21 protein-coding genes, 1 tRNA gene and 2 pseudogenes are annotated in these 24,930 nt (G+C 33.5%); 6 read left to right on the top strand and 18 right to left on the bottom strand.

What is annotated here, in order from left to right; all coding sequences use genetic code 11:
* From IW20_RS23945 to IW20_RS23895, 12 genes and pseudogenes are all read right to left on the bottom strand, one after another.
* Positions 1–686, bottom strand: a pseudogene (locus IW20_RS23945) (hypothetical protein); the annotation flags it as partial.
* A gap of 610 nt (positions 687–1,296) precedes the next feature.
* On the bottom strand, positions 1,297–2,949 hold the full coding sequence (locus IW20_RS23940) for a hypothetical protein (protein WP_035628649.1): 1,653 nt from the start codon (positions 2,947–2,949) through the stop codon (positions 1,297–1,299).
* Between the two features lie 92 nt (positions 2,950–3,041).
* Positions 3,042–5,846, bottom strand: a complete 2,805-nt coding sequence (locus tag IW20_RS23935) for a collagen-like domain-containing protein (protein ID WP_035628646.1) — start codon at positions 5,844–5,846, stop codon at positions 3,042–3,044.
* 864 nt (positions 5,847–6,710) lie between these two features.
* Positions 6,711–7,934 (bottom strand): sterol desaturase family protein, encoded by a 1,224-nt coding sequence (locus tag IW20_RS23930; protein WP_035628644.1) that lies wholly within the window; start codon positions 7,932–7,934, stop codon positions 6,711–6,713.
* Positions 7,935–8,084: 150 nt separating this feature from the next.
* Positions 8,085–9,371 (bottom strand): Glu/Leu/Phe/Val family dehydrogenase, encoded by a 1,287-nt coding sequence (locus IW20_RS23925; RefSeq protein WP_240478534.1) that lies wholly within the window; start codon positions 9,369–9,371, stop codon positions 8,085–8,087.
* A 678-nt stretch (positions 9,372–10,049) separates the two neighbouring features.
* Positions 10,050–10,643 carry a 2OG-Fe(II) oxygenase gene (locus tag IW20_RS23920; RefSeq protein WP_035628643.1) on the bottom strand — a complete coding sequence of 198 codons (594 nt, stop codon included), beginning with the start codon at positions 10,641–10,643 and terminating at the stop codon, positions 10,050–10,052.
* Between the two features lie 160 nt (positions 10,644–10,803).
* A complete protein-coding gene (locus IW20_RS23915) occupies positions 10,804–12,267 on the bottom strand; it encodes an AAA family ATPase (protein ID WP_035628641.1) in 1,464 nt (487 codons plus the stop codon).
* A gap of 230 nt (positions 12,268–12,497) precedes the next feature.
* On the bottom strand, positions 12,498–13,616 hold the full coding sequence (locus tag IW20_RS23910) for a vWA domain-containing protein (protein WP_035628638.1): 1,119 nt from the start codon (positions 13,614–13,616) through the stop codon (positions 12,498–12,500).
* A 123-nt stretch (positions 13,617–13,739) separates the two neighbouring features.
* Positions 13,740–14,120, bottom strand: a complete 381-nt coding sequence (locus IW20_RS23905; protein WP_035628635.1) for a YchJ family protein — start codon at positions 14,118–14,120, stop codon at positions 13,740–13,742.
* Positions 14,121–14,139: 19 nt separating this feature from the next.
* The gene (locus tag IW20_RS23900) at positions 14,140–14,361 is read right to left on the bottom strand and encodes a hypothetical protein (protein WP_035628634.1); all 222 of its coding nucleotides are present in this window, start codon (positions 14,359–14,361) and stop codon (positions 14,140–14,142) included.
* Between the two features lie 5 nt (positions 14,362–14,366).
* A complete protein-coding gene (locus IW20_RS26485) occupies positions 14,367–14,519 on the bottom strand; it encodes a hypothetical protein (RefSeq protein WP_089052211.1) in 153 nt (50 codons plus the stop codon).
* Positions 14,519–15,064 (bottom strand): hypothetical protein, encoded by a 546-nt coding sequence (locus IW20_RS23895; protein WP_035628632.1) that lies wholly within the window; start codon positions 15,062–15,064, stop codon positions 14,519–14,521. Before IW20_RS23895 ends, IW20_RS26485 begins: the two co-directional genes overlap by 1 nt.
* 88 nt (positions 15,065–15,152) lie before the next feature.
* Here IW20_RS23895 and IW20_RS23890 point away from each other — a divergent pair, with 88 nt between their 5' ends.
* The 6 genes and pseudogenes from IW20_RS23890 to IW20_RS23865 all read left to right on the top strand — a co-directional run bounded on the left by IW20_RS23890 (position 15,153) and on the right by IW20_RS23865 (position 19,759).
* Entirely contained in the window at positions 15,153–15,404 is a 252-nt protein-coding gene (locus IW20_RS23890) for a hypothetical protein (RefSeq protein ID WP_035628630.1), read from the top strand.
* A gap of 213 nt (positions 15,405–15,617) precedes the next feature.
* Positions 15,618–16,058 carry a KTSC domain-containing protein gene (locus IW20_RS23885; RefSeq protein ID WP_035628627.1) on the top strand — a complete coding sequence of 147 codons (441 nt, stop codon included), beginning with the start codon at positions 15,618–15,620 and terminating at the stop codon, positions 16,056–16,058.
* A gap of 252 nt (positions 16,059–16,310) precedes the next feature.
* Positions 16,311–17,072, top strand: a complete 762-nt coding sequence (locus IW20_RS23880) for a DUF4369 domain-containing protein (RefSeq protein ID WP_035628626.1) — start codon at positions 16,311–16,313, stop codon at positions 17,070–17,072.
* An 18-nt stretch (positions 17,073–17,090) separates the two neighbouring features.
* Positions 17,091–17,477, top strand: a pseudogene (locus tag IW20_RS23875) (peroxiredoxin family protein); the annotation flags it as partial.
* A gap of 602 nt (positions 17,478–18,079) precedes the next feature.
* A tRNA-Tyr gene (locus IW20_RS23870) sits at positions 18,080–18,160 on the top strand.
* A 291-nt stretch (positions 18,161–18,451) separates the two neighbouring features.
* Positions 18,452–19,759, top strand: coding sequence for a site-specific integrase (locus tag IW20_RS23865; protein WP_035628624.1), 1,308 nt, complete (start codon positions 18,452–18,454; stop codon positions 19,757–19,759).
* A 349-nt stretch (positions 19,760–20,108) separates the two neighbouring features.
* On the opposite strand, the gene IW20_RS23855 is transcribed toward IW20_RS23865, so the two are convergent.
* From IW20_RS23855 to traK, 6 genes are all read right to left on the bottom strand, one after another.
* Positions 20,109–20,384 (bottom strand): hypothetical protein, encoded by a 276-nt coding sequence (locus IW20_RS23855; protein WP_012026320.1) that lies wholly within the window; start codon positions 20,382–20,384, stop codon positions 20,109–20,111.
* Positions 20,385–20,419: 35 nt separating this feature from the next.
* Positions 20,420–20,722 (bottom strand): hypothetical protein, encoded by a 303-nt coding sequence (locus IW20_RS23850; RefSeq protein ID WP_026983253.1) that lies wholly within the window; start codon positions 20,720–20,722, stop codon positions 20,420–20,422.
* Between the two features lie 73 nt (positions 20,723–20,795).
* Positions 20,796–21,878, bottom strand: a complete 1,083-nt coding sequence (locus IW20_RS23845) for a hypothetical protein (protein WP_240478533.1) — start codon at positions 21,876–21,878, stop codon at positions 20,796–20,798.
* A gap of 15 nt (positions 21,879–21,893) precedes the next feature.
* Positions 21,894–22,757, bottom strand: a complete 864-nt coding sequence (traN, locus tag IW20_RS23840) for a conjugative transposon protein TraN (protein ID WP_035628620.1) — start codon at positions 22,755–22,757, stop codon at positions 21,894–21,896.
* 12 nt (positions 22,758–22,769) lie between these two features.
* Positions 22,770–24,059: a conjugative transposon protein TraM gene (gene traM / locus IW20_RS23835; RefSeq protein WP_035628618.1), complete on the bottom strand. Its 1,290-nt coding sequence runs from the start codon at positions 24,057–24,059 to the stop codon at positions 22,770–22,772.
* Positions 24,060–24,321: 262 nt separating this feature from the next.
* Positions 24,322–24,930, bottom strand: coding sequence for a conjugative transposon protein TraK (gene traK / locus IW20_RS23830; RefSeq protein ID WP_233431392.1), 609 nt, complete (start codon positions 24,928–24,930; stop codon positions 24,322–24,324).

Here is a 24,930-nt window from a genome sequence, read left to right as displayed (position 1 = left end):
TCTGCAGGAATAGTAACTCCAGCATCTCCAGGATCTCCTTTGATACCTATAATACCATCTTTTCCATTGTTTCCGCTTACTTTAACCCATTCTTTTGTTGCTGGGTCATAGATATAAATAATACCTGTTGTAGTATCAATCCAAGTTGTAGTACTTGCAGGTGGAGTAACTCCAGCTAGTCCAGGAACTCCAGGACCTCCAGCTAAACCTGCTGCGCCATCAACTCCATCTTTTGCACTTACTTTAATCCACTCTCCATCAGTACCTTTAATATAAACATAACCAGTAACTGTATCAATCCATGCAATAGCATCAGCAGGAACAGTAACTCCTACATCTCCAGGAGCACCAGGACCACCTGCTAAACCAGCAATACCACCAGTAACTTCATCTGAAATAGCAAGTCTATGCCATTTTTTATCTGATACAGACCAGTAATAATAACCTGGTTTAATATCTAAAACTGTCACTGTATTATAAACCAGTAAACTTTCTTTATTACCATTTGTAATTGTAGTCTGATCCGTTGAGCCCGTTAATGCAACTCTTGGAATTAACATACCCTTGTCAGTAGCAAACACTTCAAGCTGAGCTGAAGCATCTGGGTTTAATTTTCCTATACCTACCTGTGAGTAGGCAGAATAACTACCTAAGACAAAAAGTAAAGGGAGTAATCTATTCTTCATATTATTTAATCTTTAATGGGTTATTAAAATTATTTACTTCATCAAAATTGATTCTACTGCAAAAAGCCCTCATCATAGCTTGATATTAAGTCAATTTATAAAGGATTTAAAGCTCACAATCTACTCGCTCAAAAGACAAATCAAATCCTACATCATAAATTTTCATTACTATTTTTATTGCTTAATAGAATTAATTTTTACACATTATCAACATCAATGTTCTTCATAATTAAACACTTAGTTTCAAAGCACAAAGTTCCCCGTAAACAAAACTTATTTATACCCGTAAAAGTTTTTATACTTACAATTTAAGGTATACTTACAAAATCCTTAAAATAAGTAAACACCATCTTAGTAATTTAAAATAGCCTATACCATATGTTACTTTAAGTACTTAATTTTAAATTATTCAGACAACGTATCACTTAAATCAATAGAATAAAATTTCAAAATAATCATACAACCAAAGAAAAATGTAAATTCTATTTTTTTATCCCCCCCTTTAAAGGCTTTTACTACTAAACCACACATAGAGTACATTCATGAATAAAATAAGGGGGCATTCATAAATGAACACCCCCTTATATTTTTAAAAAAATATTTATAATTATTATTGTGCTGGCTTATAATTTATACCACTTGTCGTAGCTTGATTTACTGCCCATGCCATAATATTTCCCCATAATGCAGAGTTAGATCCTCCATTTGCGCTAAGAATAGGTGTTGTTCCGCTTAGTAAATTTCGATTCAACCAACCTCCATCTCCTACAAAAAACAAACTAGGCCCAGTAGCCCTGAATACTCTTGAACCTCCAGCATTGGTATTATAATCTACAACTGCTCCTGCTGGGAATCCTTTCATAGCATTACCACCTCCGCCATCATCTTCCCAGCCTAGGCCAGTTAAGTCTCCAAAAGGTCCTTTGATGATTTGATCACTAACAGCATTAAATCGCTCTACTCTTGCTTGAGTAACATTTGAATTAGTAAGAATACCACTTGGATATCCCATCATTGTTGCAACATTCAGTGCCACTTGAGTATTACCTGATTCCGTAAAATAAAGCACTACTCCTCCTGCATCAAGATATCCTTTAAGTAAATTTGCTTCTGCAGTATTCATATTATACGGATAGTGCACAACAATAATATCTGGCTTACTAGCAACTGTATTTGCCATATTACCACTATTAGAAACAGTAAATCCTTGTGCTTTTACAAGACTACTTGCAGAAGTTCCAAAATTTGCTGCTGCTTTTATAAGAGCTAGTGCCTCTCCTGAATTAGCACTATAACCTCCTCCATTAAAATCAACTAATCTTAAAGTTGGGGATGCTACTGTATAATTCATTGTAACCGAATTAGGGCTTAGTGTACCATTCGAAGTTATAATAACAGGGAACACTCCACCAGAAAGTGGTGTACCTCTACCTGTTAATGTAATTGTCATTGGGTTTTGACTAAAAGTTCCAGAAGTTGGTCCAAATGTCATCCCATTAACCGTAACAGCAGGAATACTATATGTAGAACCAAATGCACTTGCATTACCGCTAAGTGAAATAGTAAGCGAATTTGTTGAAGAATTCAATGGTGAATTCACTATACCTATACCATTAGCACTTACAGCATTTAGTGCAAACATAGGAGGAATAGCTGAAGGAGCTACCAATACATCTTTTGTACAAGTAGATTCTGTATCATTCATCGTGATATAAATCTTATCTGGATTTGATGCAGTTCTTTCCGCTTTCGGAGATCCCATTCCTCCAATAACAAGTTCTACTGGTCCTGTACTTGAAAATACTCCAGATGCATTATAATAATAACCATTATCAGGTTTTGCTGCTACTGAAATAATATAAGATCCTTTTTTTTCTACATTTAGTTTTAAAGTAAGAGTTGTGTTAGAAACACTTTGTCCTTCTTTAAAATTACCCGCTAAAACAACATCACTATCACAATTAAGAATCTTAACCATTGCCTTTGGTGTACCACAGTTACCTACCCAGTCTTCACCAGTATAACTCTCTATGCAATTAGTTTCTAGATTAAAAATTGTCAATCCAACAGCTGGATTTGATATCCCATCTCTTTGTTCTGTAGTTAAACGAGGTAATAAAAATCCTTGATTAGAAGACTTTAATTCCAAAACTGCAGATGCATCCGCTTTTCTAGTCCCTATTCCTATATGATCCGCATCTTGCGCAAAAACTTGCGCAAATGACAGAATAGCCATTAATAGTATAATAATATTTTTTTTCATTGTTCTTTTTTTAACGTTATTTTCTAACCAAAGCCAATAAGCCTTGATCAATTGAATGACCAGGCTTATTAACTATAATAAAATAAAATAAATTACATTGTGTACGTAATTACGTACCAATTGACTCCATTTGACTGCAAAGTAACTTTCATACTTCCTGCTGTTGCACCACCAAATAAACTTCCTGCCATATAAGTATATCTAGCTTTGCTTGAATAACGTATTTCATGATTGAAATTAACTACTACAGGAGTAACTCCATCAGCTTTCACCATATCAAACTGGTTTATTACTAATATTCTACCTTTATTTAAAGCAGGATCCGGAAGCGTTATTGTAATATCTTTAGTTAAATCCTCTGCAATAACAGTATAATCGTCTAATGTTACTACATAATCATCACTAATTACTTGTATTCCCATAATATTATTAGGCGCTACTTTTCCGCTTACAGCAATCCACTCACCTGTAGCATCCTTAACGTAAATAACACCATCTGTTGTATTTATCCAAGTTGTAGTACCTTCAGGGATTACAACTCCAGTATCTCCTGGTGCTCCAGGGCCTCCTGCTAAACCAGGGGCTCCATCAACTCCATCGCTACTGTTAATTTTAACCCAGTTAGGGGATTTTGCTGCCCACTCTGCATCACGACCAGCAACAGTCTTATCTGTTCCTACATAAGCATAAATATCACCTTTAGGATCTTTAACAATTGCATCAAGTGTAGTGATTGAACCCGCAGTTCCCGGCTCTCCTGTTGCACCTGGAATTCCATCTTCTCCATTTAATCCATTGATTTTTGCCCAGTTTGGAGATTTCGCTACCCATTCTGCATCTCTACCTGCAACCGTTTGATCTGAACCTATATAAGCATAAATATTACCTTTAGAATCTTTAACAATTGCATCAAGCGTAGTGATTGAACCTGGTGTACCAGGCTCTCCAGCTGTACCAGGAATTCCTTCCTTACCATTTAAACCATTGATTTTAATCCAGTTTGGAGATTTTGATGCCCATTCTGCATCTCTTTCTGCTACTGTCTTACTATCTCCTACATAAGCATAAATATCGCCATTTGGAGATTTTACAATCGCATCAAGTGTAGTTATTGAACCTGCAGTTCCTGGCTCTCCTGTTGCACCTGGAATACCATCTTCACCATTTAATCCATTGATTTTAACCCAGTTTGGAGATTTTGATGCCCATTCTGCATCTCTTTCTGCTACTGTGTTACTATCTCCTACATAAGCATAAATATTACCTTTACCATCTTTTACAATCGCATCAAGAGTAGTAATTGTACCTGCAGTACCCGGTTCTCCATCTATACCTTTAATTCCATCTATACCATCTTTTCCAGATAGCGGAACCCATTTGTCATTATTATCAGGATCACGTATATAAACAGTTCCTGTTTCATTGTCAATATAGATAGCTACATTATCACCCGGATAATTAGCTTCTCCTTTTGCTCCAGGAATTCCTTTACCACCAATTACACCATCTACTCCGTCTTTTCCATCAAGTCCATTAATCTTAACCCAGTTTGGAGATTTATCAACCCACTCTTTATCACGACCCGCAACTGTTTTATCAGTCCCAACATACGCATAAATATCACCACTTGGTGTTTTTACAATTGCATCAAGTGTAGTGATTGAACCCGGTGTACCTGGTTCACCATCTGTACCTGGAATTCCAGCTTCTCCATTTAATCCATTGATTTTAATCCAGTTTGGAGATTTATCAACCCATTCTTTATCACGACCCGCAACTGTTTTATCAGCCCCAACATACGCATAAATATCACCACTTGGTGTTTTTACAATTGCATCAAGTGTAGTGATTGAACCCGGTGTACCTGGTTCTCCATCAGTACCTGGAATTCCAGCTTCTCCATTTAAACCATTAATTTTAACCCAGTTTGGAGATTTATCAACCCACTCTTTATCACGCCCCGTAACCGTTTTATCTGCTCCAACATACGCATAAATATCACCACTTGGTGTTTTTACAATAGCATCAAGTGTAGTGATTGAACCTGCGGTACCTGGCTCTCCATTTGTACCTGGAATTCCATCTTCTCCATTTAAGCCATTAATTTTTACCCAGTTTGGAGATTTTGACGCCCATTCTTTATCTCTACCAGCAACTGTATTATCATCACCTACATAAGCATAAATATTTCCGTTAGCATCTTTTACAATAGCATCTAATGTTGTAATTGTACCTGCTGTACCTGGTTCTCCATCTATACCTTTGATGCCATCTATACCACTTTGACCAGTAACAGGAATCCATGAATCCTTATTTTGTGGATCTCTAACATATACAATACCAGTAGACTCATCAATATACATTTGGATTGTACCATCTAAACCTGCTTCTCCAGGCAAACCGTTACCTCCAGAAATTCCGTTTTTACCATCAAGTCCGTTCTTACCATTAAGAGTAGTCCAAGTTCCATCTACATTTTGTACATAAACAATACCTGATACTTGATCAGTATAAATACTTATATCTTTACCAGGATATCCAGCTTCTCCTCTATCACCAGGAACTCCATTACCACCAATAACACCTCCGCTACCTCCAGTAACTTCACTTGATATAGCAATTCTATTCCATTTACCGTCATACCAGTAGTAGTAACCTGGCTTAATATCAGAAACAGTTTCAGTATTAAAAACTAACAAACTTTCTACGTTAGTATTTGTAATTGTAGTAGTATCTGCTGAACTTGTTAATGCAACTCTTGGAATTAAGATACCTCTATCGCTAGCAGAAATCTCTAGTTGCGATGAAGCACTTGGTGTTAGTGTTCCTATACCTACTTGCGAGTAAGCGGAATAACTACCTAAAACAAAAAGCAAAGGGAGTAATCTATTCTTCATATGAATTATTATTTAATTGAGTTATTATTTATTTTTAATTTATTGCAGAAGTAAAATTTTCCTAAATCACGTCACAGTAGGATTTAGCTAATACCATCTGTCCTTAATTTATTCACTCAAAAACAGTTAGTTTGAGATCACAAAGGTCTTCCTTAAGCTTATCTGTTTTTACCAATAAAAGTTTTTAAACTTGTAGAATAAGACATTACTCGTTAATAAGAAAAGTTTGAGAAAATCGGGTAAGTTCAAGTTAAAAATCACTAAGATTATGATTTTAAAAGAAGCCTTAATAGCTAAGGATAACCTATAAAAAATATAAGTTTTAAAGACCTAAAAAATAAAATGATATAAAATTTTAAAATATTTCTTTCAGATAAAGAAAACATGACTCACAATACATATTAAAATAGAAATGAGGAAACCAAAGTTTCCTCATTTTCTAACTAATAACAAAAGCCCAAAATAAAATTGAATTCAAAAAAATTGTTTACCCTACAATTTAAAATACAAATTTACTTACAAAACAAAGCTATAATGACCACTAAAAGTTTTTTAATCCATAGATTCAGACATTCTTTTAAAATATTATAAAGAAGCTTAGACTTTGAAGCAGTAAATCCATAAACGCAATAACAAGATAAACCACTATTAATCCTTTAATTTTAAACCTCTAAAAGATTATTATACTGTATACATCTCGAAATATCTAATAATTACTACATAAAAAAGCCACAGATTCTCTAAATCAAAGAAAGATATAACTGGGGATATTATCAGTAAATCTTTCTAATCGTTTAAAATCTGTGGCAAAAAAAAAAATATTCAATAAAAAAGTGTCGTTTTTAAAATTTTCCTTTTATATGCTTATTCTAAAGTTTCGAGCTGAAGCACCATATTTTGATATTTTTCTCCTAAAGAAAAAACTTGTTCCGCTAAAAACATTATAATTAATGGAATGATAAAAAAATCCATTTCATTTACAACATACAAAAAGTAAGTTGTACAAATGAAAACTCGAAAATATTCGAGATAATAAATCCATTTACGTTGTTCTAATAAAGCGCCACAATTGATAAGCGTAATGATAATAAATGATAATACAAATATTTTATCGGATGCATCCAAAGAATCAAAATAATACGTGAAAATCGTTAACAAAAAAGCACTTAATCCTAATTGTAAATAAAGATATTTTTTGAATTTAAGTCTATGACTAGGATTGTCTTTATCTTGTAGAAATCTTTTTTCAAGAATCGGGCGAATATCCTGATCCATATCAGCTGGACTTCCAAATACAGCATTCCATCGGGCTTTAAATCCTTTAGAACGCTTCCATAATTCATAAATCTCAAAATAATAATGAAAATGCTGCCAAAGAAAACTATAACTTTTTAAGGGATGAGTCAGTCCGTATTTTGGTTTTTCTTCTTCTTCCTGGAAAGTTCCAAAAATACGATCCCAAAACGTAAACATATCTCCATAGTTTTTATCCAAATATTTCTCATCTGAAGCATGATGAATCCCATGAACAGATGGGGTAACAAATACATATTCTAACCATTTTATTCTATCTATAATCTGAGTATGGGTAAAAAAAGAATAAGCTCCATGTACAATAAGCATTGTAATTACCATTGTGGGATGAAAACCTATTAATGGTAGAATACACCAAAAACCAGTACGTATAATTGCCTGAAAAGTAGTTATTCTTGCAGCTGCAGTAAAATTAAATTCGCTACTATGATGGTGTACTATATGGGCTGCCCAGAAAAAATTTACCTCATGCCCTAATCTATGATACCAATACCAAACAAAATCTGTGGCAAGAATTAATCCAATCCAAACCAAAAAATTACTCGGAATTGTAAAAAACTTATAATTATTATAAATGAAATAATACAATTGATAAAAACTAGCTGCAATAAAAAGGTTGATTAACCGCTCGGCAATACCAATGCTTATATTTGAGACTGAGCTTTCATAATTAAATAATTCTGGGCGATTACTTCGCTGCGCTAATCGAAACTCAATATATACGAAGAGAAAAAAAGCTGGCATAGCAAACGCTAAAAAATTAATATGTTCCATTTTTAGATAATAAGGTTCGTACTTGATGAAAGAGTCGTAAAAAGTGATTTAAATGCTCAAAAAAATAAGAAAAAGACATTTCCATTGATTAAACAAAATCAATGGAAATTATCTTAATCCAGTTGAAAGTCAAATTAATATTTAATAATTTTAATTCTGTTTGAATTTTTTCTCAATCAGCTTTATCTCTTTCACCGCTTGGACATCTGCTACTTTACGTAAAGCAATAATATAGGCAGCTATACGCGGTGTTACTTTATATTTTTTTGAAATAGCAAAAACGGTTTCAAAACTTTTTTCAAGTATATCTTCTAGTCGTTTATTAATTTGATTAATTCTCCAAGACTCTAAAAGACAATTCTGAAGCCATTCAAAATAAGATACTGTAACTCCTCCAGCATTTGCTAAAATATCTGGAACAACCAAAACATTGTTTTCATGCAATATTTTATCAGCATCGGAAGAAACTGGTCCATTTGCACCTTCTACAATAATTTTTGCACGAACAGCACCAGCGTTTACAGCAGTAATTACATCTTCTTTTGCAGCAGGAATAAGTACATCGACATCTAGTAATAATAAATCTTCATGTTTTATAGCAACAGCATTAGGATAACCATTTACGCTTTTATTATTTAGGTTATAATACAATATAAGTTCTGGGATATTAATTCCTTCTGGATTATAAAAAGCTTCGGAAACATCGCTAACAGCAACAATTTTTAATCCTTTTTCGAACAAAAATAAAGCTGAATGAAGCCCTACATTTCCAAATCCCTGAATGGCAGCTGTAGATCTCGCTGGTCTTAATTTTAATTTTTGAAGTGCCAGAATACTAATAATACTTACTCCTCTACCTGTAGCTTCTACCCGACCCAATGATCCACCGGAATGCAAATGTTTCCCAGTTACAACGGCATGAATTGTTTTACCATGAACTAATGAAAACTCATCCATTAACCAACCCATTTCATCAGGACCAGTTCCCATATCTGGAGCTGGAACATCTTTGTCTGGCCCAAAAATATCAGATAAAGCATTGGTATATTCTCGTGTTATTTTTTCTAACTCAGTTTTAGAATGCAATCTTGGGTCACAAATAATACCTCCTTTGGCTCCACCAAAAGGAATTCCTGTAACTGCTGATTTCCAAGTCATCCAAGCCGCAAGTGCTTTTACTTCGTCAAGATTAACGGCAGTATCATAACGAATTCCGCCTTTAGATGGGCCTAAAGCTGTATTATGAATTACACGATATCCTTCAAAATTTTGTTCTGTTCCATTATCAAGTGTAATGGAGAAATTAACTACTATTTGCTTCTCTGGTCTTTGTAATTTTTCTCTAACTGATTCATTTAATTGAAGAATATCGGCAGCTATATTAAAACGATCAATCATGGATTGAAAAGGGTTCTGTTTTACAATTTGTGAACTCATAATCTTATGGGGTGTTAAATTATATTTTATTAAATTATAGTAATTGAAAATGAATAGCATAAAAAAACCCTTTTGAAATTGTTACAAAAGAGCTTATATATTGTTTTATAAATAACAGCGATTTCTGCAACAGGGAAGAATTTTCATCTGGCAGCATTGCATCATAATATTAGTATTTAAAGAATATAATCTCATGTTTATTATTTTATTGACTTTGTCCAATTTATATTTATTACCATTTAGAAATTAAGTCTCATTAAGTTTAAAATACCTAATTATTTTATTTCATTTTACCCTCAAAATTCTTCTAATTGTTTAAAATTGTACGCAGATAATACAGATTTAAACTTATTTAACTATTAACAGAAAATAAGAGTAATTCTTAACAAAACTTAATTTCTCAATGGTTTATATCTTTTACTTTTTTTTAAATTTTCAAGTAAAAGCCTTTTAAAATATTTTAAAAAAGGCTTTTCTTTACTAACTAACCAAACCATAGAGTGCCTGTTCATATAACAAATCATACATATAACACATTATTGTGCTACAGTCGTAAGGTGTTGTATTTTGGCTTTCATTTCTCATTTCTTTTACAAATCTATAAATATATTTCTAATATTCTATAGAATTAGTAGAGTTATTTTTATAAAAATTTAAAACAACCTGAAAAACAAGTAATTAATCACTCTTTAACCAACCTGTAATACTCATTCTTATGTTTTGGGTTACCAATACTTCATGAACCAATTCATCACTTTTAAAAAAGACCGTTTTACCTTGAGTAGGACTTATTTTCTGATTGTTATTTAACTGATGAATAAGTAGTTCACCACCATCGCTTTCTTTCCAATCGGCATTTAAATAACTAATCATAGAGTATTTTCGGCTAGGATTATTTTTAAATTGATCCAAATGTTTCAAATAAAAATCGCCTTTTTCATATAATGAATAATGAAACTCGTATCCAGTTATACCAGCATAACAACTACTATTTAAGTAAGCTATAAAAGCTTCTATCTGGATAAAGAATTCATTTTCGAATACATTATTATGCTTTTTGTCAAGCCAATAAATAGAATCACTACGAATGGCTCCATCGTAAGTTACTTTCTCCGAGTTTCCTACTCCTGCATCTAATAGTAAACTTTTGGCATTTAAATCAAGAAGATTTTGTTTTAAATTATTCGCTAATTCCGTACTCAAAAAATATTCGGATATGCCTACTTTATTTTCAATATAAGTAGCAATCAAAGCTTCAAAGCTATTTTCCATTTGTGTTTTTGATGGAATGCAATTACAACCAACGGGACAAGGTAGACTAAATTAAATATCTAATACTATAATCAGGAATAAATAAGAAAAACCATTTTGCTCTAAACTTTTAATGTCATAAAAAAAGGCTTGACAATTATCAAACCCTTTTTATTTATTTTCACAGTTTACTTATATAACTACCATAAATATCCTTGAATTCATATCCTTCGGAAAAGCGATCTTTACTCAGTTTTTTGTATTCAACCAATCCCCATAATATAAACTCTTTCATAAAATAACTATCTTCAATAGGTAATTCTGGCTGATACTTTTTAAGTAAAACGTTAAGCGGAGGAATTCCATCAAGAATTTTCTTGTATTCAGCATCCGAACAATCATCTAATAATTCAAAACCACTTTCTGTAAAAAACCATTCAATTGTATCTGTATAAGGTGTTTTTTCGTTTGGTTTTTCAAGCTTTTCTATCTTAGGGAAATACGTCGGAAAAAATGTTCGAATTGCATCACCAATTAAGTGTTGCGCAACGATCGCCGCTCCCTCCTGCTCTCCTTCATAAACCAACTCAACTTTCCCAGTAATAGCAGGGATAATTCCCATAAAATCTGACAATCGCAACGTGGTTTTATCAATACCTGCACGCAAAGCACGACGCTCGGCAGTACTTAATAAGTTTTCATAAGCTGTAATACTCATTCTCGCACTTATCCCACTCTTATTATCAACAAATTCACTTTCACGAGCTTCAAAACTTATTTGTTCTAATAAATCCTTGGCTAAACTTGGAATATGAACCAATTCGCTTTGACTAGCATCTAACTTAGCCTCTTGTTCTGTAATCGTTCTAGCAATAGCAACAGTTTCTGGATAATGTGTCAATATTTGAGATCCAATTCTATCTTTTAATGGTGTAACTATACTCCCACGATTGGTATAATCCTCAGGATTTGCAGTAAATACAAATTGCATATCTAACGGCATACGCAACTTAAATCCTCTAATTTGGATATCTCCCTCTTGTAGAATATTAAACAGCGCCACCTGAATTCTAGCTTGTAAATCGGGTAATTCGTTAATTACAAAAATGCAACGATTAGCACGTGGGATCATCCCAAAATGTATTACTCGATCATCAGCATAAGAAAGTTTTAAATTAGCCGCTTTTATTGGGTCAACATCGCCTATTAAATCAGCAACGGTAACATCTGGCGTAGCAAGTTTTTCGAAGAAACGATTATCTCTATGCAACCATTCAATAGGTGTTCCATCACCTTTTTCGGTAATTATATCTTTTGCGAAACGAGAAATAGGGTTCAACGGATCATCATTAATTTCTGAACCTGCTACAAACGGAATATATTCATCTAATAATTCGACCATTTTACGAGCCAATCTAGTTTTGGCTTGACCACGAAGACCTAATAAATTAATGTTATGACGTGATAAAATTGCACGCTCTAACTCTGGAATAACAGTATTTTCAAAACCATGAACACCTTCAAAAACCGGCTTGCCAGATTTTATCTTTTCACGAAGATTATTTCGCAATTCATCCTTTATACTTATACTTTTATATCCTGAAGCCTTTAATTGACCTAATGTGTTTATGTTTTCTATTTTCATATCTATATTATTTAAAAATTGAAAGATTAAATGATTTAAAAATTTATAAAATCTTCAGTTTTTATTTTTTGTGTTTTTGGAATTAAACCTGTAAAATTTGTTTCTAATAAAATCTATAATTAGACGCACTACTGTGAGCCTCTACAGTAAAACCTTTGAATGTATTAAAATTACTCCGATTCCTCTCAACACAACAACTGTAAACTGCATCTGAGACTGAATACTGCAAACTAACGCACTCGCTTTTTTCTATTTGCCTCATAATCTTCAAAAATCATTTCGCCAAGACCTTTCAATCCCGTATAAAATGCTTTTCCTTGATTAGCTTCGGTAAAATGATTAACAAATCGTTGCAAATAAGGATCACTCGCAATCATAAATGTAGTAATCGGAATATGTAACTTTCTGGCTTGCTGTGCCTGATTGTAGCATTTATCAACAATATATTCATCTAAACCATTACTGTTCATATAGTATGAGCCATCACGCTCACGAACGCAACTAGGCTTACCATCAGTAATCATGAATATTTGTTTGTTAGTATTTCTTTTTCGGCGTAATAAGTCCATAGCTAATTGCAAACCAGCAACTGTATTGGTATGATAAGGCCCAACTTTTAAATAAGGTAAATCCTTGATAGCAATTGTCCAGGCATCGTTTCCAAAAACCAGAATATCAAGTGTATCTTTAGGATATCGAGTAGTAATTAACTCAGCAAGTGCCATGGCAACTTTTTTGGCAGGAGTAATACGATCTTCACCATACAAAATCATACTGTGACTAATATCAATCATTAAGACCGTACTCATTTGCGATTTGTACTGTGTTTCTTCTACAACCAAATCATTTTCAGTAAGCATAAAACTTTCCACACCATTATTGATCTGGGCGTTACGCAAACTTTCTGTAAGCGAAATCCGTTCTAGCCCATCACCAAAATGAAACTCACGGAATTCTCCCGTATGTTCATCTCCATTTCCGGCATATTTAGTTTTATGATTTCCGTTTCCTGAACGTTTTAAGTTTCCGAATATCTGATCAAGTGCTTGTTGCCTTATCGCACGTTCTGTTTTGGCAGTAATTCCAATACCCGACGAGCCATCTTCTTTAACTTCGTCTTTTATATAACCTTTCTTTTTTAAATCCTCTATAAAATCGTCAATAGTGTAGTTTTCATCGGTAAGTTTGTATTCCTTATCCAATTCACGAAGCCAATTTATAGCTTCATCAAAATCACCCGAAGTATGGGTAATTAGCTCCTTGAAAATACCAAAAAGTTTTTCAAACGGAGACTGATTTGGTGCTTCATACGTTTTAAAATAAAACCCTTTTTTATGTTCCTCTTTCATAATTCTAAAATTACATCATTTTAGAGTTTAGCTAGAACAAACAGATATTAATTTTTAGTTAAAAGATGATACCCAAAAATACACCTAATCAGAATTATAAAACTGGACCGAACCAAAAAGTAATTATTCGAACTTTCCTTCCAAATAATACCAAACTCCATTTTCTTGTTTAAAAGTAGAAAACTCATAATGTGTTTGAGGTACTTGATTTTCATCTAAAAAATAAGCTTTAAAAGCAACAGTAGTTTGAGCAAAACTTATAATTTCCAATCGAAGCCATTTATTGGCTGTAGCCCATTTTAAAATATCTTCTTTCGAATAATATTTTCTTTCAGAAGGATGGGTTGTAGCCAATAAATAATCGGCATCTTTAATAACATAAGCTGAAAAACGAGACCGCATTAAAGCCAATGCAGTTGGTGCTTTTTGATTATTCTTGAGATATAAACCACAGCAATTATTAAATTTTAAACCTGTATCACAATAACATTTGTAATTTTCCATAAAAACAAAAAATCTAAATTTATTCGGCTGTATTAATCTTTTGATGTAATTGGTTTAATAAAACCTGATATTTACTAATCTCGATTAAATCTTCATCTTCTTCCGAAAAATCAAGTAAATCATCCAAAATATCACTTACTTCTGCCAATTTATTATTTGCAGATTTATTTTGTTTTGCAGCAATTAAATCAATTATTTCCTGAACACTTTCTTTTAAACCACTGAATTTATCGTTTTCCATATATTTTATTTTTCAGATGAAGATTTATCCTCATTAAATTTCTTTACAATTTGTTTTAATTTCTCCTTACGCGCAATTTCAGCTTGTTTTACTTTGTCTTGCGCTTTGTGCAACTTATCGTTGTGTTTCTTGATATTCCTTTCGTTGTTCCTTCCCATTATTCTATTTCTCTTTTAATTTCTTCTAACGTTTTTTCTGTAAAAATAAGTTCATTTATAATTGCTTTACGCAAAGTATCGATATCTTCATAATCAAAGTGCTTTGCCCATGAAGTTAATTGTTGTAAATTTCTAACCTGTTTAATCCTCTTTGTTGTTTCAAAACTTGTTCTAAGTACAGCTTTATTATCATATTCCGGATTATTCTTGTGTTGGTAATTAACCGTGTTTTTAGAATAATCAGCTTCGATATAATACAATTTATCAGTGGGATTATCGGGGTAAAATGAACTCCAAGCTGCGAAACCTAATTTAAATTTTGACTCTGTTTCAGGTTCCATAGCAACTAAACGCCACTTGCTATTAGCTAATCGTCCCCAATGATTAGAGAAACGATACATTCCTAAATCTGAATAGTAATACCTACTTCCAGCTTTACTTTCAAATTGAATTTTTAAACCTTCAACTTCTTTTTCCGTGACTTCCTGAAAAACACAAAATGTATTCTTGAACGAATTAGGATTTGGTCTAAAGTTTTTTTGCATATGCAAATATACTTAGATTGTCACGAACTCCCTAAACCAAACGATATATTGATTAACTTTGCATCTTCAATTTTTAAATAAAAATATCATGACAAAGGCTTCTCAAGAAAAAATGCTACAAAAAGGGGTTTATACTGGAATAATGGAGAAGGATGAAAACAACAACTATTTTTGCGGTGAATACCTTTTAGATTACAAGATAGCACATGCTAATCACCAAGTTGGAGATTGGATTACAATAAAATCAATAATCGAAAATCCTAGTGATATTAGTTATAACAAGTATCCAAAAAAATCAAAAAACTTTGATAAGGCGAATAATAAACCTGAACAAAAATAAATCAATTGTTTTTTACTCTTTTTGTTTTTTAACACATAGCACTAAGAATCAACGAACTTATTCTATTTAAAAATCAAGCTTTTACATATTTTTTGAATATTTTTTACTACGAAAGTAAAAAGTTAAAAAAAAGTGTACCTTTGCAAAAAATTTGTCTTTTTTGAATTAAACAAATATTAATTTCAATCTAATAGACAAGTAGTTATCTTATTTATGAAAAAAATAGTTGAATACCGCAAGTTACTTAATGTAGACAAAACTGCAGAATTAAAAGATTTAAAAACCATTTATCGTAATGCTATGAAAGAATGTCATCCTGACAAATTTCAAGGTAACGATGCTGGTTTAAAAGAAGCAGAAGAAAAAAGTAAATTAGTTATTGAAGCTTACCACTTTTTGGTAAGTATCAATCCTGAGACAATTAAACTAAACTTGCCAGAATACACAGAAACAATCTCTACTTCTTCTATTACAGATTACAAATTTGTAGAAGGAAGATTAATTATTGATTTCTCAAATGGTAGTGTTTACGAATACATCAGCGTACCAAAGGCTACTTATGTAAAAATGGTAAATGCAGATTCTCCTGGAAGATTTGCAAAAAGACATATTCTTAACTCTTTTACTTGGAGAAAGAAAACAAATCAAGACTAAATTTATAGTCACTATAAAAAAGCATCCACCATTGGCGGATGCTTTTTTTTTACTGCAAAAACACCTAAATTATTATTTTTTAATATAAAATAATTCTAAAAGAGTCTTAAAAGCTTACAAAAAACATCGTAAACCAGCTGACAGCAAGGTTTTTGCCTTACAAAAAACTATAACAAAATTTTAGGTTCCAAAATTATTTATCTTTTATAATTTTAAATACTTTTGTTCCACAAATCAATTAACTAATTAATAATGAAAAAAATATTTTTTTTACTTACTGCTTCTATAGCAATAATTTCATGCAACAAGGTTAAAGACGGTGAATACCTTATTACTGGAACTGCAACAGGAATTGAAAACGGGAAAACTATTATCCTACAAACTCAAGATCAAACTACAGGAGCTCTTATTGCTCTAGACACTGCAAAAGTTGAGAATGGAAAATTTGAAATTAAAGGTAAAGTAACTGAACCTGCATTTCATACATTACAATTACAAGGAGCTCAAGGTCCTATTCCTTTTATCCTAGAAACAGGAGAAATTAAAGTTGTTGTGGATAAAGATAGTATCCATAAATCTAAAATTTCTGGAACATACAATAATGATGAGTATGTAAAATTTAATGATGAACTTATGAAAGTTCAAAAGAAATTAGTTGATTTCCAGAAAAAAAACACTCAAACTATGAATACTGCTCAACAAGCTAAAGATACAGCAGTAATCAATGGTTTAATGAAAGAATTCATGAAAATCCAAGGAGATGTTCAAACTGAGACTAAAGCAAAATATACTACTTATGCTGAATCTCACCCAAAATCTTTCATCAGTGCTTTAATTATCAAAGGAATGTTGAATGACCCATCTACAGATGTAAAAAAAGCAGAAGCTCTTTATACTAGTTTAGATGAATCAGTAAAAAATACTAAACCAGGTAAAGAAGTAAAAGAAAAAATCGGTCAAATGAAAATGCCTGCTGTTGGTGCTACTGCTCCTCCAGTTGGTAGCGCTAACTGAAGATCAGATTTTTCCGCTCCTAATCCAGAAGGAAAAATGGTTTCGCTTAAAGAAAGTTTAGGCAAAGTAACCATTGTTGATTTTTGGGCTTCATGGTGTGGTCCTTGTAGAAAAGAAAATCCAAATGTTGTAGCTATCTATAAAGAATTACATTCAAAAGGTCTTAACATAATTGGTGTTTCTTTAGATAAAGAAGCTAAAGCTTGGAAAGAAGCTATTGCAAAAGATAACTTAACCTGGACTCAAGTTTCTAACTTAAAATTTTGGGAAGAGCCAATCGCAGCTCAATACGGTGTTCAATCAATTCCTGCGACTTTTATACTAGATGCAACAGGAAAAGTGGTAGCACAGGATTTAAGAGGCGACGAACTTAGAGCAAAAGTATTAGAGCTTTTAGCTAAATAACACCTATTTTAGAATAAAACAAAAAAATCTCCCTAGTGGAGATTTTTTTGTTTTTATTCACAACCTACATCCTAATCAATCTTACAGATTAAAACCTAAAATTAAACACAAATAACTCCCCCATATAACATCAAAAATAATTCTATAGTATTTTCTTTAAATAAAGCAAAAAAGTTCTTTAAAATCAATTTTAGAACAAAACAAAAACTCTCTAGGGGGAGATTTTCTTTTTATTCAGCATTATTAATCAAGAATACGAGTTTGTAATTTAAAACATCTAGAGTAAATTCAATAGCTTACTCAAAAAATACTTAATTCCTTTTATAACACTTACAACACATAGATAAAAATTTACCTTTAATGATAAAAAGAATCTATAAACTTCGTGTAAAAACATCCGAACTTCCATCCAAATAAAATCTGCATTTAACATAAAATAAGAAAAATCTTCTTATCTAGTGTTTTTTATTTTATTCACTTCCAATGAATTAAAAATTAATTAAAAAATAACTTCAAATTAAGTGCTATTTTAGTTTGCAAACATCAAAAACGTTCCTATATTTGCAACCGCTTAGAAGAACAAGCACAACAAAACCAGCTTCGGGGAGATACTCAAGCGGCCAACGAGGGCAGACTGTAAATCTGCTGTGAAAACTTCGCAGGTTCGAATCCTGCTCTCCCCACGGAAAGGCCAAAAAGGCGGAAAACTTAAAGTTTTCAATCTTTTCAAAAAGCCACAAAAAATGTCTGAAGACCTGCAAATTCAACGATTTGCAGGTTTTTTTCGTTTAAAGCCTATTTTCAATATTTATAAATCCTCACAAAATTAAAGGTGCAGAATCGGTGCACTTTCCGGCGCGCTGAAAAGTGCACCAGAAACAATGAAAATCCCTTATATTACAGGGGTTAACAAGATTAACGACTTGATTTGGCAGTAATATTATTCTACATTTATTAATTTAAAAAGTAGGATTATGTTGGAAAGCAGTTTTGGTTTGGGATTCTTTTTAAAAAGACCCAAAATAGAAAGTAAAGAATGGATCGTATATTTCAGAATAACTGTTGACGGTATCCGTAAGGAAAGCTCAACTAAGAGAAAATGGGATAATACACGATGGGATCAAAGGTTCGAAAGAGCAATCGGCTCAAAGGAAGATGCAAAGTCCCTAAACTTCTTTTTGGATTCGCTGACTTTAAAAATCAATGAAATCAAAACCGAAATGATGTACAGCGGCAAAACCATAACCGCTGAGAAAATTATGGACGAGGTTCTGGGAAGGACAGCGCCAAAGATTAAGGTGCTCGAAGAATTTCAAAAGCATAATGATGAAATGGAGGCGCTTCTTGGAAAAGGCTATGCAAAAGGCACCCTTGACCGGTTTACCATTACTAAAAACCATTTGACTGCTTTTATCAAATTCAAGCTTAAAAAGCACGATCTTGAATTTGCGGATTTGAATCTTGAGTTTGTAAAGGACTTCGAGTTTTACCTTAGAACTGTACGCGACTGCAGCAACAACACCACCCTAAAGTATATTGCAAATTTCAAAAAGATTGTAATCCGCGCCATTGATAAGGAGTTAATCACCAAGGACCCATTTAAGAACTTTAAGGGACGTAAAACAAAACTGGTAAAAAAACCACTCACCGCACAGGAATTGTACGAACTTGAAAGTCATTATTTCACAACTGACAGGCTCAATGTCGTAAGGGATGTATTTGTCTTCCAATGCTACACTGGCCTGGCTTACATAGACGCTTATCAATTAAAGAAAACTGATATCAAAGAAGGCATTGATGGAAATCTATGGATTATGTCCGAAAGACAGAAAACAAACTCATCATTTAATGTACCTCTTCTTCCCCAAGCACTGAAAATAGTTGAAAAATATAAAGAGCACCCGCTGTGTATCCAGCGTGGAACCGTGCTTCCTGTTTCATCCAACCAGAAAATGAATGAGTATCTAAAAGAGGTGGCAGTCTTGTGTGGCTTTCCTTTTACATTAAACACGCATATGGCCCGCCGTACTTTTGGAAGCACTGTGACATTAAATAACAACGTCCCTATTAATGTAGTTAAAGAACTGCTGGGTCATGCATCGGTAAAACAGACTGAGGCATATGCTATAACTGAGCAGGCCACAATCGGTCGTGAAATGTCTATTCTCAATAAAAAACTCAATAAAACTGGATCCAAAATATCTAAACCTGATTTGGCGGTTCTCAGTAGGCTCGAAAAGGAAATTCAGGCAATCAAAAAGAAATACAACATTTCTTCGTGATCAATAAATTTCAAAATATATTTAAAATTAAAAGAGGCTATCTCAAATATTTTGAGATAGCCTCCTTTTACACAACTTAACTTCGCTTTTATATCCTGGATGATAAGATGGGGTGTACTTAATGTATCCTAAATCCTGAAGCTGTTTAAAATACTTATGATAAGTCGGCAGCGTATTCACATGTGACAGCTCCATAATTTTACTGCGGCTGACTTTAATCCTTCTTCTTTGGCCCTGCCTATAGCCTAATCCTAGTATTGCTGTCAAAATTGATAGATGCCAGACATTTAGTTTAGGATCATTACTATACATTGACAGATAACTCATTATATAGCTTTCTTTTAATCTCCTAGTGTTTATCATCATCAAATAATTTTTGAAGATCTTCTTTATTATAGTAGTACGACCCAAGCACTTTTTTGAAACGGACTTTTTGGCTTGTTCTAAGATTCTGTACTGAACCTGCTGAAATATCAAGCAGTTTTCTCACAGACTTGCTTTTAATCCACTCTGGTTCCAAAGTTTCTTTCCGTCCAGAATCCTTATCTTTAAATAAAGCCTGTATTTTATCTACTAGAAGAAGACCAAACTGTCTCAGATCTTCCTTGGTTACAATTTCATTCATAGTACAATTTCATAAAATTATTAATTGCAGAACCTTTAAATGTCCGCGTCAGCTGAAAACAAAAAATATACTTCACTTCCACGATTTTTTTTAAAAGATGGTCTATACTTTATGTATCCATACTGATGAAGTTCCTGGACACATTTATGATACGTATTTGCTGAAGAAACTTTAGCAATAACAATAATCTCCGAGCTAAAGACAAAAATTGGATTAATAAAGCCCTTAACGGATCTAAATTGTAATAGAGCTGCATAAATGGCAATATGCATTGGACTAATCCGGTAATCATTCTCTATTGCGGTGAAAAAATCCGATAAAGGCTTTAATTTTTCCATAACTTTTAAAGTGAGGGAGTTTTTCTTTTCTTTACTTTATTATCTTTCCTCCCTGAATCACCTTCATCAGAATCTAGATTTTTTTTTGATCTTTAGATACTGATTCTTTTTGAGATTCAGCCTTTTTCTCTTCCTTACTCTCTCGATGATTAATTCTTTGTAAATTTTCATCATAAACATTAACAGTCTTAAACTGGGGATTTGCCTCCACAAACATTTTACTTTCAACACCGCTAACTACGAAAGTCGCTGACTGAAGATTTCCTTTTTTAAGGGAATTTAAAAGGTCTTCTTTATACTGCGGAGTATTGAGCTCTTTGATTGAATGTTTTGCCAGACTTGCTTCCAAATCATACCCATAATTCTGATGGTATTGGTTCAGCTTAAAATTACCATTGTCAGATTGTTTAAAGTCGATTTTCAGCCAGCAATTATAGCTCTCCCCTTCTTTGTTTTTAAGATCTTTATTGACAGATCTGCCTTCCATCAAATTATAAGCCTCTTTCATTGTAATGCTGGCGCTGTCTTTGTTGATGTAGAAGGTCTGTTCCAGACCAGGTTTGTTTTCTTCTTTCTGAAGATTGACATGATAGGAATTAAAAAAGTACATATCTGTCTGCTCAGACCTTTTGAAATTTAATTCTACAGTTAAGGTATCCTTATTTGGCAGACCATTGTTCATAATGCCGGTGTGCATAATTTTAAAATCCTTATCTCCCTTCATTATGTTCTCTCGCAGTTCAGCATCGAACGTTTCTCCAAATCCAGTATATTTTAACTGGTCTTTCAGGTATTCTAAATTTTTCTCATTCATTGCGTTTTCATTTAAATTATTTTCTAAAATTTCTCTCCTATCTATTTCCCTTTTGGCAAATCCAGTAAGTTCTATTGCTTCATTTTCGGAAGTATCTGCCCCGCTATTCAAAACTGCTCGCAAGTCGTCGATAACTGATTCAATCGGCAGGCTCTGAAAATAATTCACATCATTGGTCATAACCAGACAGTACTCCTTCGCATCCAAGGGATTTCTAAAAAACTCAATTGTGTCGGTATCAGTCATCTCATCGGTATTAAAGGCGGCAAATCGATGGCCGTTATAAGCCATTTCCTCAGCAAACGACAGCATCATTTCAGTGTCAGCTAAATTGATTATCATAATTTATTTTAAAGCTTAAAAAGTGTCACTGCTTAATTCGGAAATCGGAAATACCAGATTAGTCAGATTATTATTTATATCTAATTCCAAATTTCGCCCCCCGTTTTTTTCAATCATCTGAATGGTTAGATACTTATTCTCAGGGATAGTAAATTTCTCCAGCGCATAGACTTTTATTATTTCAGATTTATAAGGAATTACAGAAGATGATGAAGTTGCATACAAAGGCTCCAATTCAATTTCCTGTGAGGCTGTTCGTTTTGATTTTCTCTTATCCCTAATAAAAAAACGAAACTGATCAATATCGTAGTTAATCTTTGATTTGTTTTCAAAAACAACACGCAGATACAAAACATCCTGCTGGATAAAGATGCCGTTCACCTCTAGTCTGATCTGATACTTTGATTTTTTTAGACCACTGATTTTTTTCTTTTTTGAATACGCAGACCAAGCACACTGTTCGATCCTTTTCTGATTTTCGTTTTCTAAAGAAAACAGCACGTCCCTGCTTGCAGCCACTGCATTTTCAGCCTTAAAATTTAAGTCAGGGCAGGAATCGTCATAATTCAGTACAAAAACGTACAATTTCCCGTCAGATGTAACAACTGTCAGATTGGTCTGGAAAAAATGCTGTTTAGCAGCTTTTACAAGTAGTATATTCTCAACTCCTTTTGCTTTCTGGACAAGCACTTCTGCGCTTCCTTTATCTATGCTCTTGATTGTATAAGGAAAAATAATGCTTGTGGTTTTAGAAAAACCTACTTGTAGATTTTTATACTGGTCTTCGTAAAAAGCAGTTTCCTTTGCGTTTGACTGTGGACTAACTGAAACACAAACCAGCAGCAAGCTGATTAAAAACAAATAATTCGCTCTTTTCATATTTTCTCTCTTTTAAGGTTTTAAATTCTTTTGTTTTTCATCATACAGCAGCACCTGATACCCTGCCTTTACAACCACTTTTATGAGCTTTACCTTTTTGCTCATAAGACTTTTGGCAGCCTCGATGCCCATACCTGCAGCCTGTGCTCCCCATGAATCCGAAATCCCGGTAAGACCGAGAGTCTGAATGGATCTGTCCGCTGATGCTTTAGCCACATCCCTGTTAATCGCTCCGGGAATATAAATGCCGTCAATCCCGTCCATATCATAGAGTGCCAGCTCGACGGGAAATATCGAATTATTGTACTGGATGTTTGTGATTTTTACCTCCAGCCTCTCTCCTTTTAAAGCCGCCATACCGTACAGAAAAGTATTTCTGGGAATAATTGTTCCTTGGAGAAAAATATCATTCGTAAGTCTTAATTTAACTACTGAGCCATTGACAATAGTCTGCGTCTGATGCACAACTGCTTCAATAGAATTTTGTATTTCCTCAGCAGGCTGTGCCTCGTCCAGAGAATAAAATTCATTTGTTTTCAAAGAGGTCTGCCAATCGACGTTCCCCTGAAGTGAGCTTATGTTATTCTCTGCTTCTTTTTTCTGCACTGAATATATTTTGCCTTTTTTACTTTCAGATGTTTGTTTAAGCCTCTCCTGCACGCGATGCGGATGCTGTATATCCAAAATATTTTCCAACATACCGCCTAACTGCTGAAGTTCCGGATCAGGTTCCTGGGGCGTGCTCATCGTCGACATTAGCCCTTCAAGTTTTTTAATCTCTTCCAATTCTCCACGAGAAGTGCCGTAATTTTTAAATTCCCTCATGTCCTGACCGTAAGCAGGGACAACAGGCTGGCTGATTACGTTTTCAAGAGCCCTGAGCTTCTCATAAACTTTCTGTTCATTGCGGTCCTGAAAAGACTGAGAATTTAAAGCCGATCTGTTTTTTGGAAGCATCCGGGATTCAAAATCACTTGTGGAAAAAGAATCTGCTTTATCTTCCGAGACTTTATTATCAATATAGTTAGGATCTTTTTTTATCTGCTCTCGCAGTTTTATCGAATCAACTGCCGCCTGATCGTAATAGCTCATCTTATCCAATGCTGAGTCTTCTTTAAATTTAGGCAGCGGCAGATTAAAATTGAATCCTTTCCTTTCATCGTTCCCTGCCATCTTGGATTCCATTCTTCCGCCGCCTAATGAATAAAATAAGAATGTGAGAAATGGAAATGTTATAAGAGGCAGCATTAAAAGCATCTTTCTCTTTTTAGACTCCTTTGGAGATAATGTTTTCTCTTGCATAATTTTAGTTTTTTAAATTGATTGTCTTAATTTTTGAAGCTGTTGAAACCTCAGCTTCTTTATAGAATGTCCTATACAGGTTATAAATTAAGTAACCCGATGTCAAAACCGTAAAGAACAGAAGTCCCCAGATCAGTTTTGTTTTAGAGAGCCCATCTGTGACGCTCTTCATTTTTTCTGCCCATCTTTTCTGCAATAGCAGATAATACTTGTGATACACAAAAGGCTCAGTCTGCCTTGTAAAAAAGGATTTCATAAATCTCTATTTTCTGGTTTCTGCGGAAATATCTTTGTTTTCAATCGTATTAAACCGCTCGATAAGAAAACCATGCGGATTATTATCGCTTCTTGATACATTGCGAAGCGCACCTTCTGTAAGCAGGCTTCTTTTCAAAATACTGGTAGTACGGATAATGTTCTGTCTGGCATAACATCTAAAATGGTAGGGATATTCACGGATATCAATACTCACACTGTCAATCTGGATGGTCTGACTGATATTTCCTGATATAATACCCGAATAAAAATTGTTTTCCTTCAGGTCATCATAAATCCGTTTTGCACTGTCGTCTGCCAGATATAGGGCTTTTGTGATATTGGTTTTAATGACCTTATCATCAGGATCAAGGGTAAAGAAAAACTTATGAAAGGTTTTCACATGGTCCCTTGCTTCAACAGTGATATTATCTTTTCTTTCCGAAGCGTAAGCTTCCAGCGCTTTACCGTTTGCCAGAATATATACTTTATCCTGCATAAGGCTCACTGTCTGGAAACTTTTATAGACAGCATAACAGCTTATTATGATGCAGCCTGCAATTACAAGCATCGTGAAACCTCTCACATATCTAAATGCCGTATCAATGTTTTTCAT

It is taken from the genome of Flavobacterium hydatis (assembly GCF_000737695.1).
Lineage (GTDB): Bacteria > Bacteroidota > Bacteroidia > Flavobacteriales > Flavobacteriaceae > Flavobacterium > Flavobacterium hydatis.
This window is presented reverse-complemented; position numbering and strand designations above follow the sequence as displayed.

Bases quoted from the DNA above. Each gene is read 5' to 3' on its own strand.
- IW20_RS23920 (WP_035628643.1), bottom strand. From the start codon at position 10,643: ATGGAAAATAGCTTTGAAGCTTTGATTGCTACTTATATTGAAAATAAA.
- IW20_RS23935 (WP_035628646.1), bottom strand. From the start codon at position 5,846: ATGAAGAATAGATTACTCCCTTTGCTTTTTGTTTTAGGTAGTTATTCC.
- IW20_RS26485 (WP_089052211.1), bottom strand. From the start codon at position 14,519: ATGGGAAGGAACAACGAAAGGAATATCAAGAAACACAACGATAAGTTG.
- IW20_RS23845 (WP_240478533.1), bottom strand. From the start codon at position 21,878: ATGATAATCAATTTAGCTGACACTGAAATGATGCTGTCGTTTGCTGAG.
- IW20_RS23925 (WP_240478534.1), bottom strand. From the start codon at position 9,371: ATGAGTTCACAAATTGTAAAACAGAACCCTTTTCAATCCATGATTGAT.
- IW20_RS23895 (WP_035628632.1), bottom strand. From the start codon at position 15,064: ATGCAAAAAAACTTTAGACCAAATCCTAATTCGTTCAAGAATACATTT.
- IW20_RS23850 (WP_026983253.1), bottom strand. From the start codon at position 20,722: ATGGAAAAATTAAAGCCTTTATCGGATTTTTTCACCGCAATAGAGAAT.
- IW20_RS23910 (WP_035628638.1), bottom strand. From the start codon at position 13,616: ATGAAAGAGGAACATAAAAAAGGGTTTTATTTTAAAACGTATGAAGCA.
- IW20_RS23915 (WP_035628641.1), bottom strand. From the start codon at position 12,267: ATGAAAATAGAAAACATAAACACATTAGGTCAATTAAAGGCTTCAGGA.
- IW20_RS23880 (WP_035628626.1), top strand. From the start codon at position 16,311: ATGAAAAAAATATTTTTTTTACTTACTGCTTCTATAGCAATAATTTCA.
- traN (WP_035628620.1), bottom strand. From the start codon at position 22,757: ATGAAAAGAGCGAATTATTTGTTTTTAATCAGCTTGCTGCTGGTTTGT.
- IW20_RS23855 (WP_012026320.1), bottom strand. From the start codon at position 20,384: ATGAATGAAATTGTAACCAAGGAAGATCTGAGACAGTTTGGTCTTCTT.
- IW20_RS23905 (WP_035628635.1), bottom strand. From the start codon at position 14,120: ATGGAAAATTACAAATGTTATTGTGATACAGGTTTAAAATTTAATAAT.
- IW20_RS23900 (WP_035628634.1), bottom strand. From the start codon at position 14,361: ATGGAAAACGATAAATTCAGTGGTTTAAAAGAAAGTGTTCAGGAAATA.
- IW20_RS23940 (WP_035628649.1), bottom strand. From the start codon at position 2,949: ATGAAAAAAAATATTATTATACTATTAATGGCTATTCTGTCATTTGCG.
- IW20_RS23890 (WP_035628630.1), top strand. From the start codon at position 15,153: ATGACAAAGGCTTCTCAAGAAAAAATGCTACAAAAAGGGGTTTATACT.
- traK (WP_233431392.1), bottom strand. From the start codon at position 24,930: ATGAAAAACATTGATACGGCATTTAGATATGTGAGAGGTTTCACGATG.
- IW20_RS23885 (WP_035628627.1), top strand. From the start codon at position 15,618: ATGAAAAAAATAGTTGAATACCGCAAGTTACTTAATGTAGACAAAACT.
- traM (WP_035628618.1), bottom strand. From the start codon at position 24,059: ATGCAAGAGAAAACATTATCTCCAAAGGAGTCTAAAAAGAGAAAGATG.
- IW20_RS23930 (WP_035628644.1), bottom strand. From the start codon at position 7,934: ATGGAACATATTAATTTTTTAGCGTTTGCTATGCCAGCTTTTTTTCTC.
- IW20_RS23865 (WP_035628624.1), top strand. From the start codon at position 18,452: ATGTTGGAAAGCAGTTTTGGTTTGGGATTCTTTTTAAAAAGACCCAAA.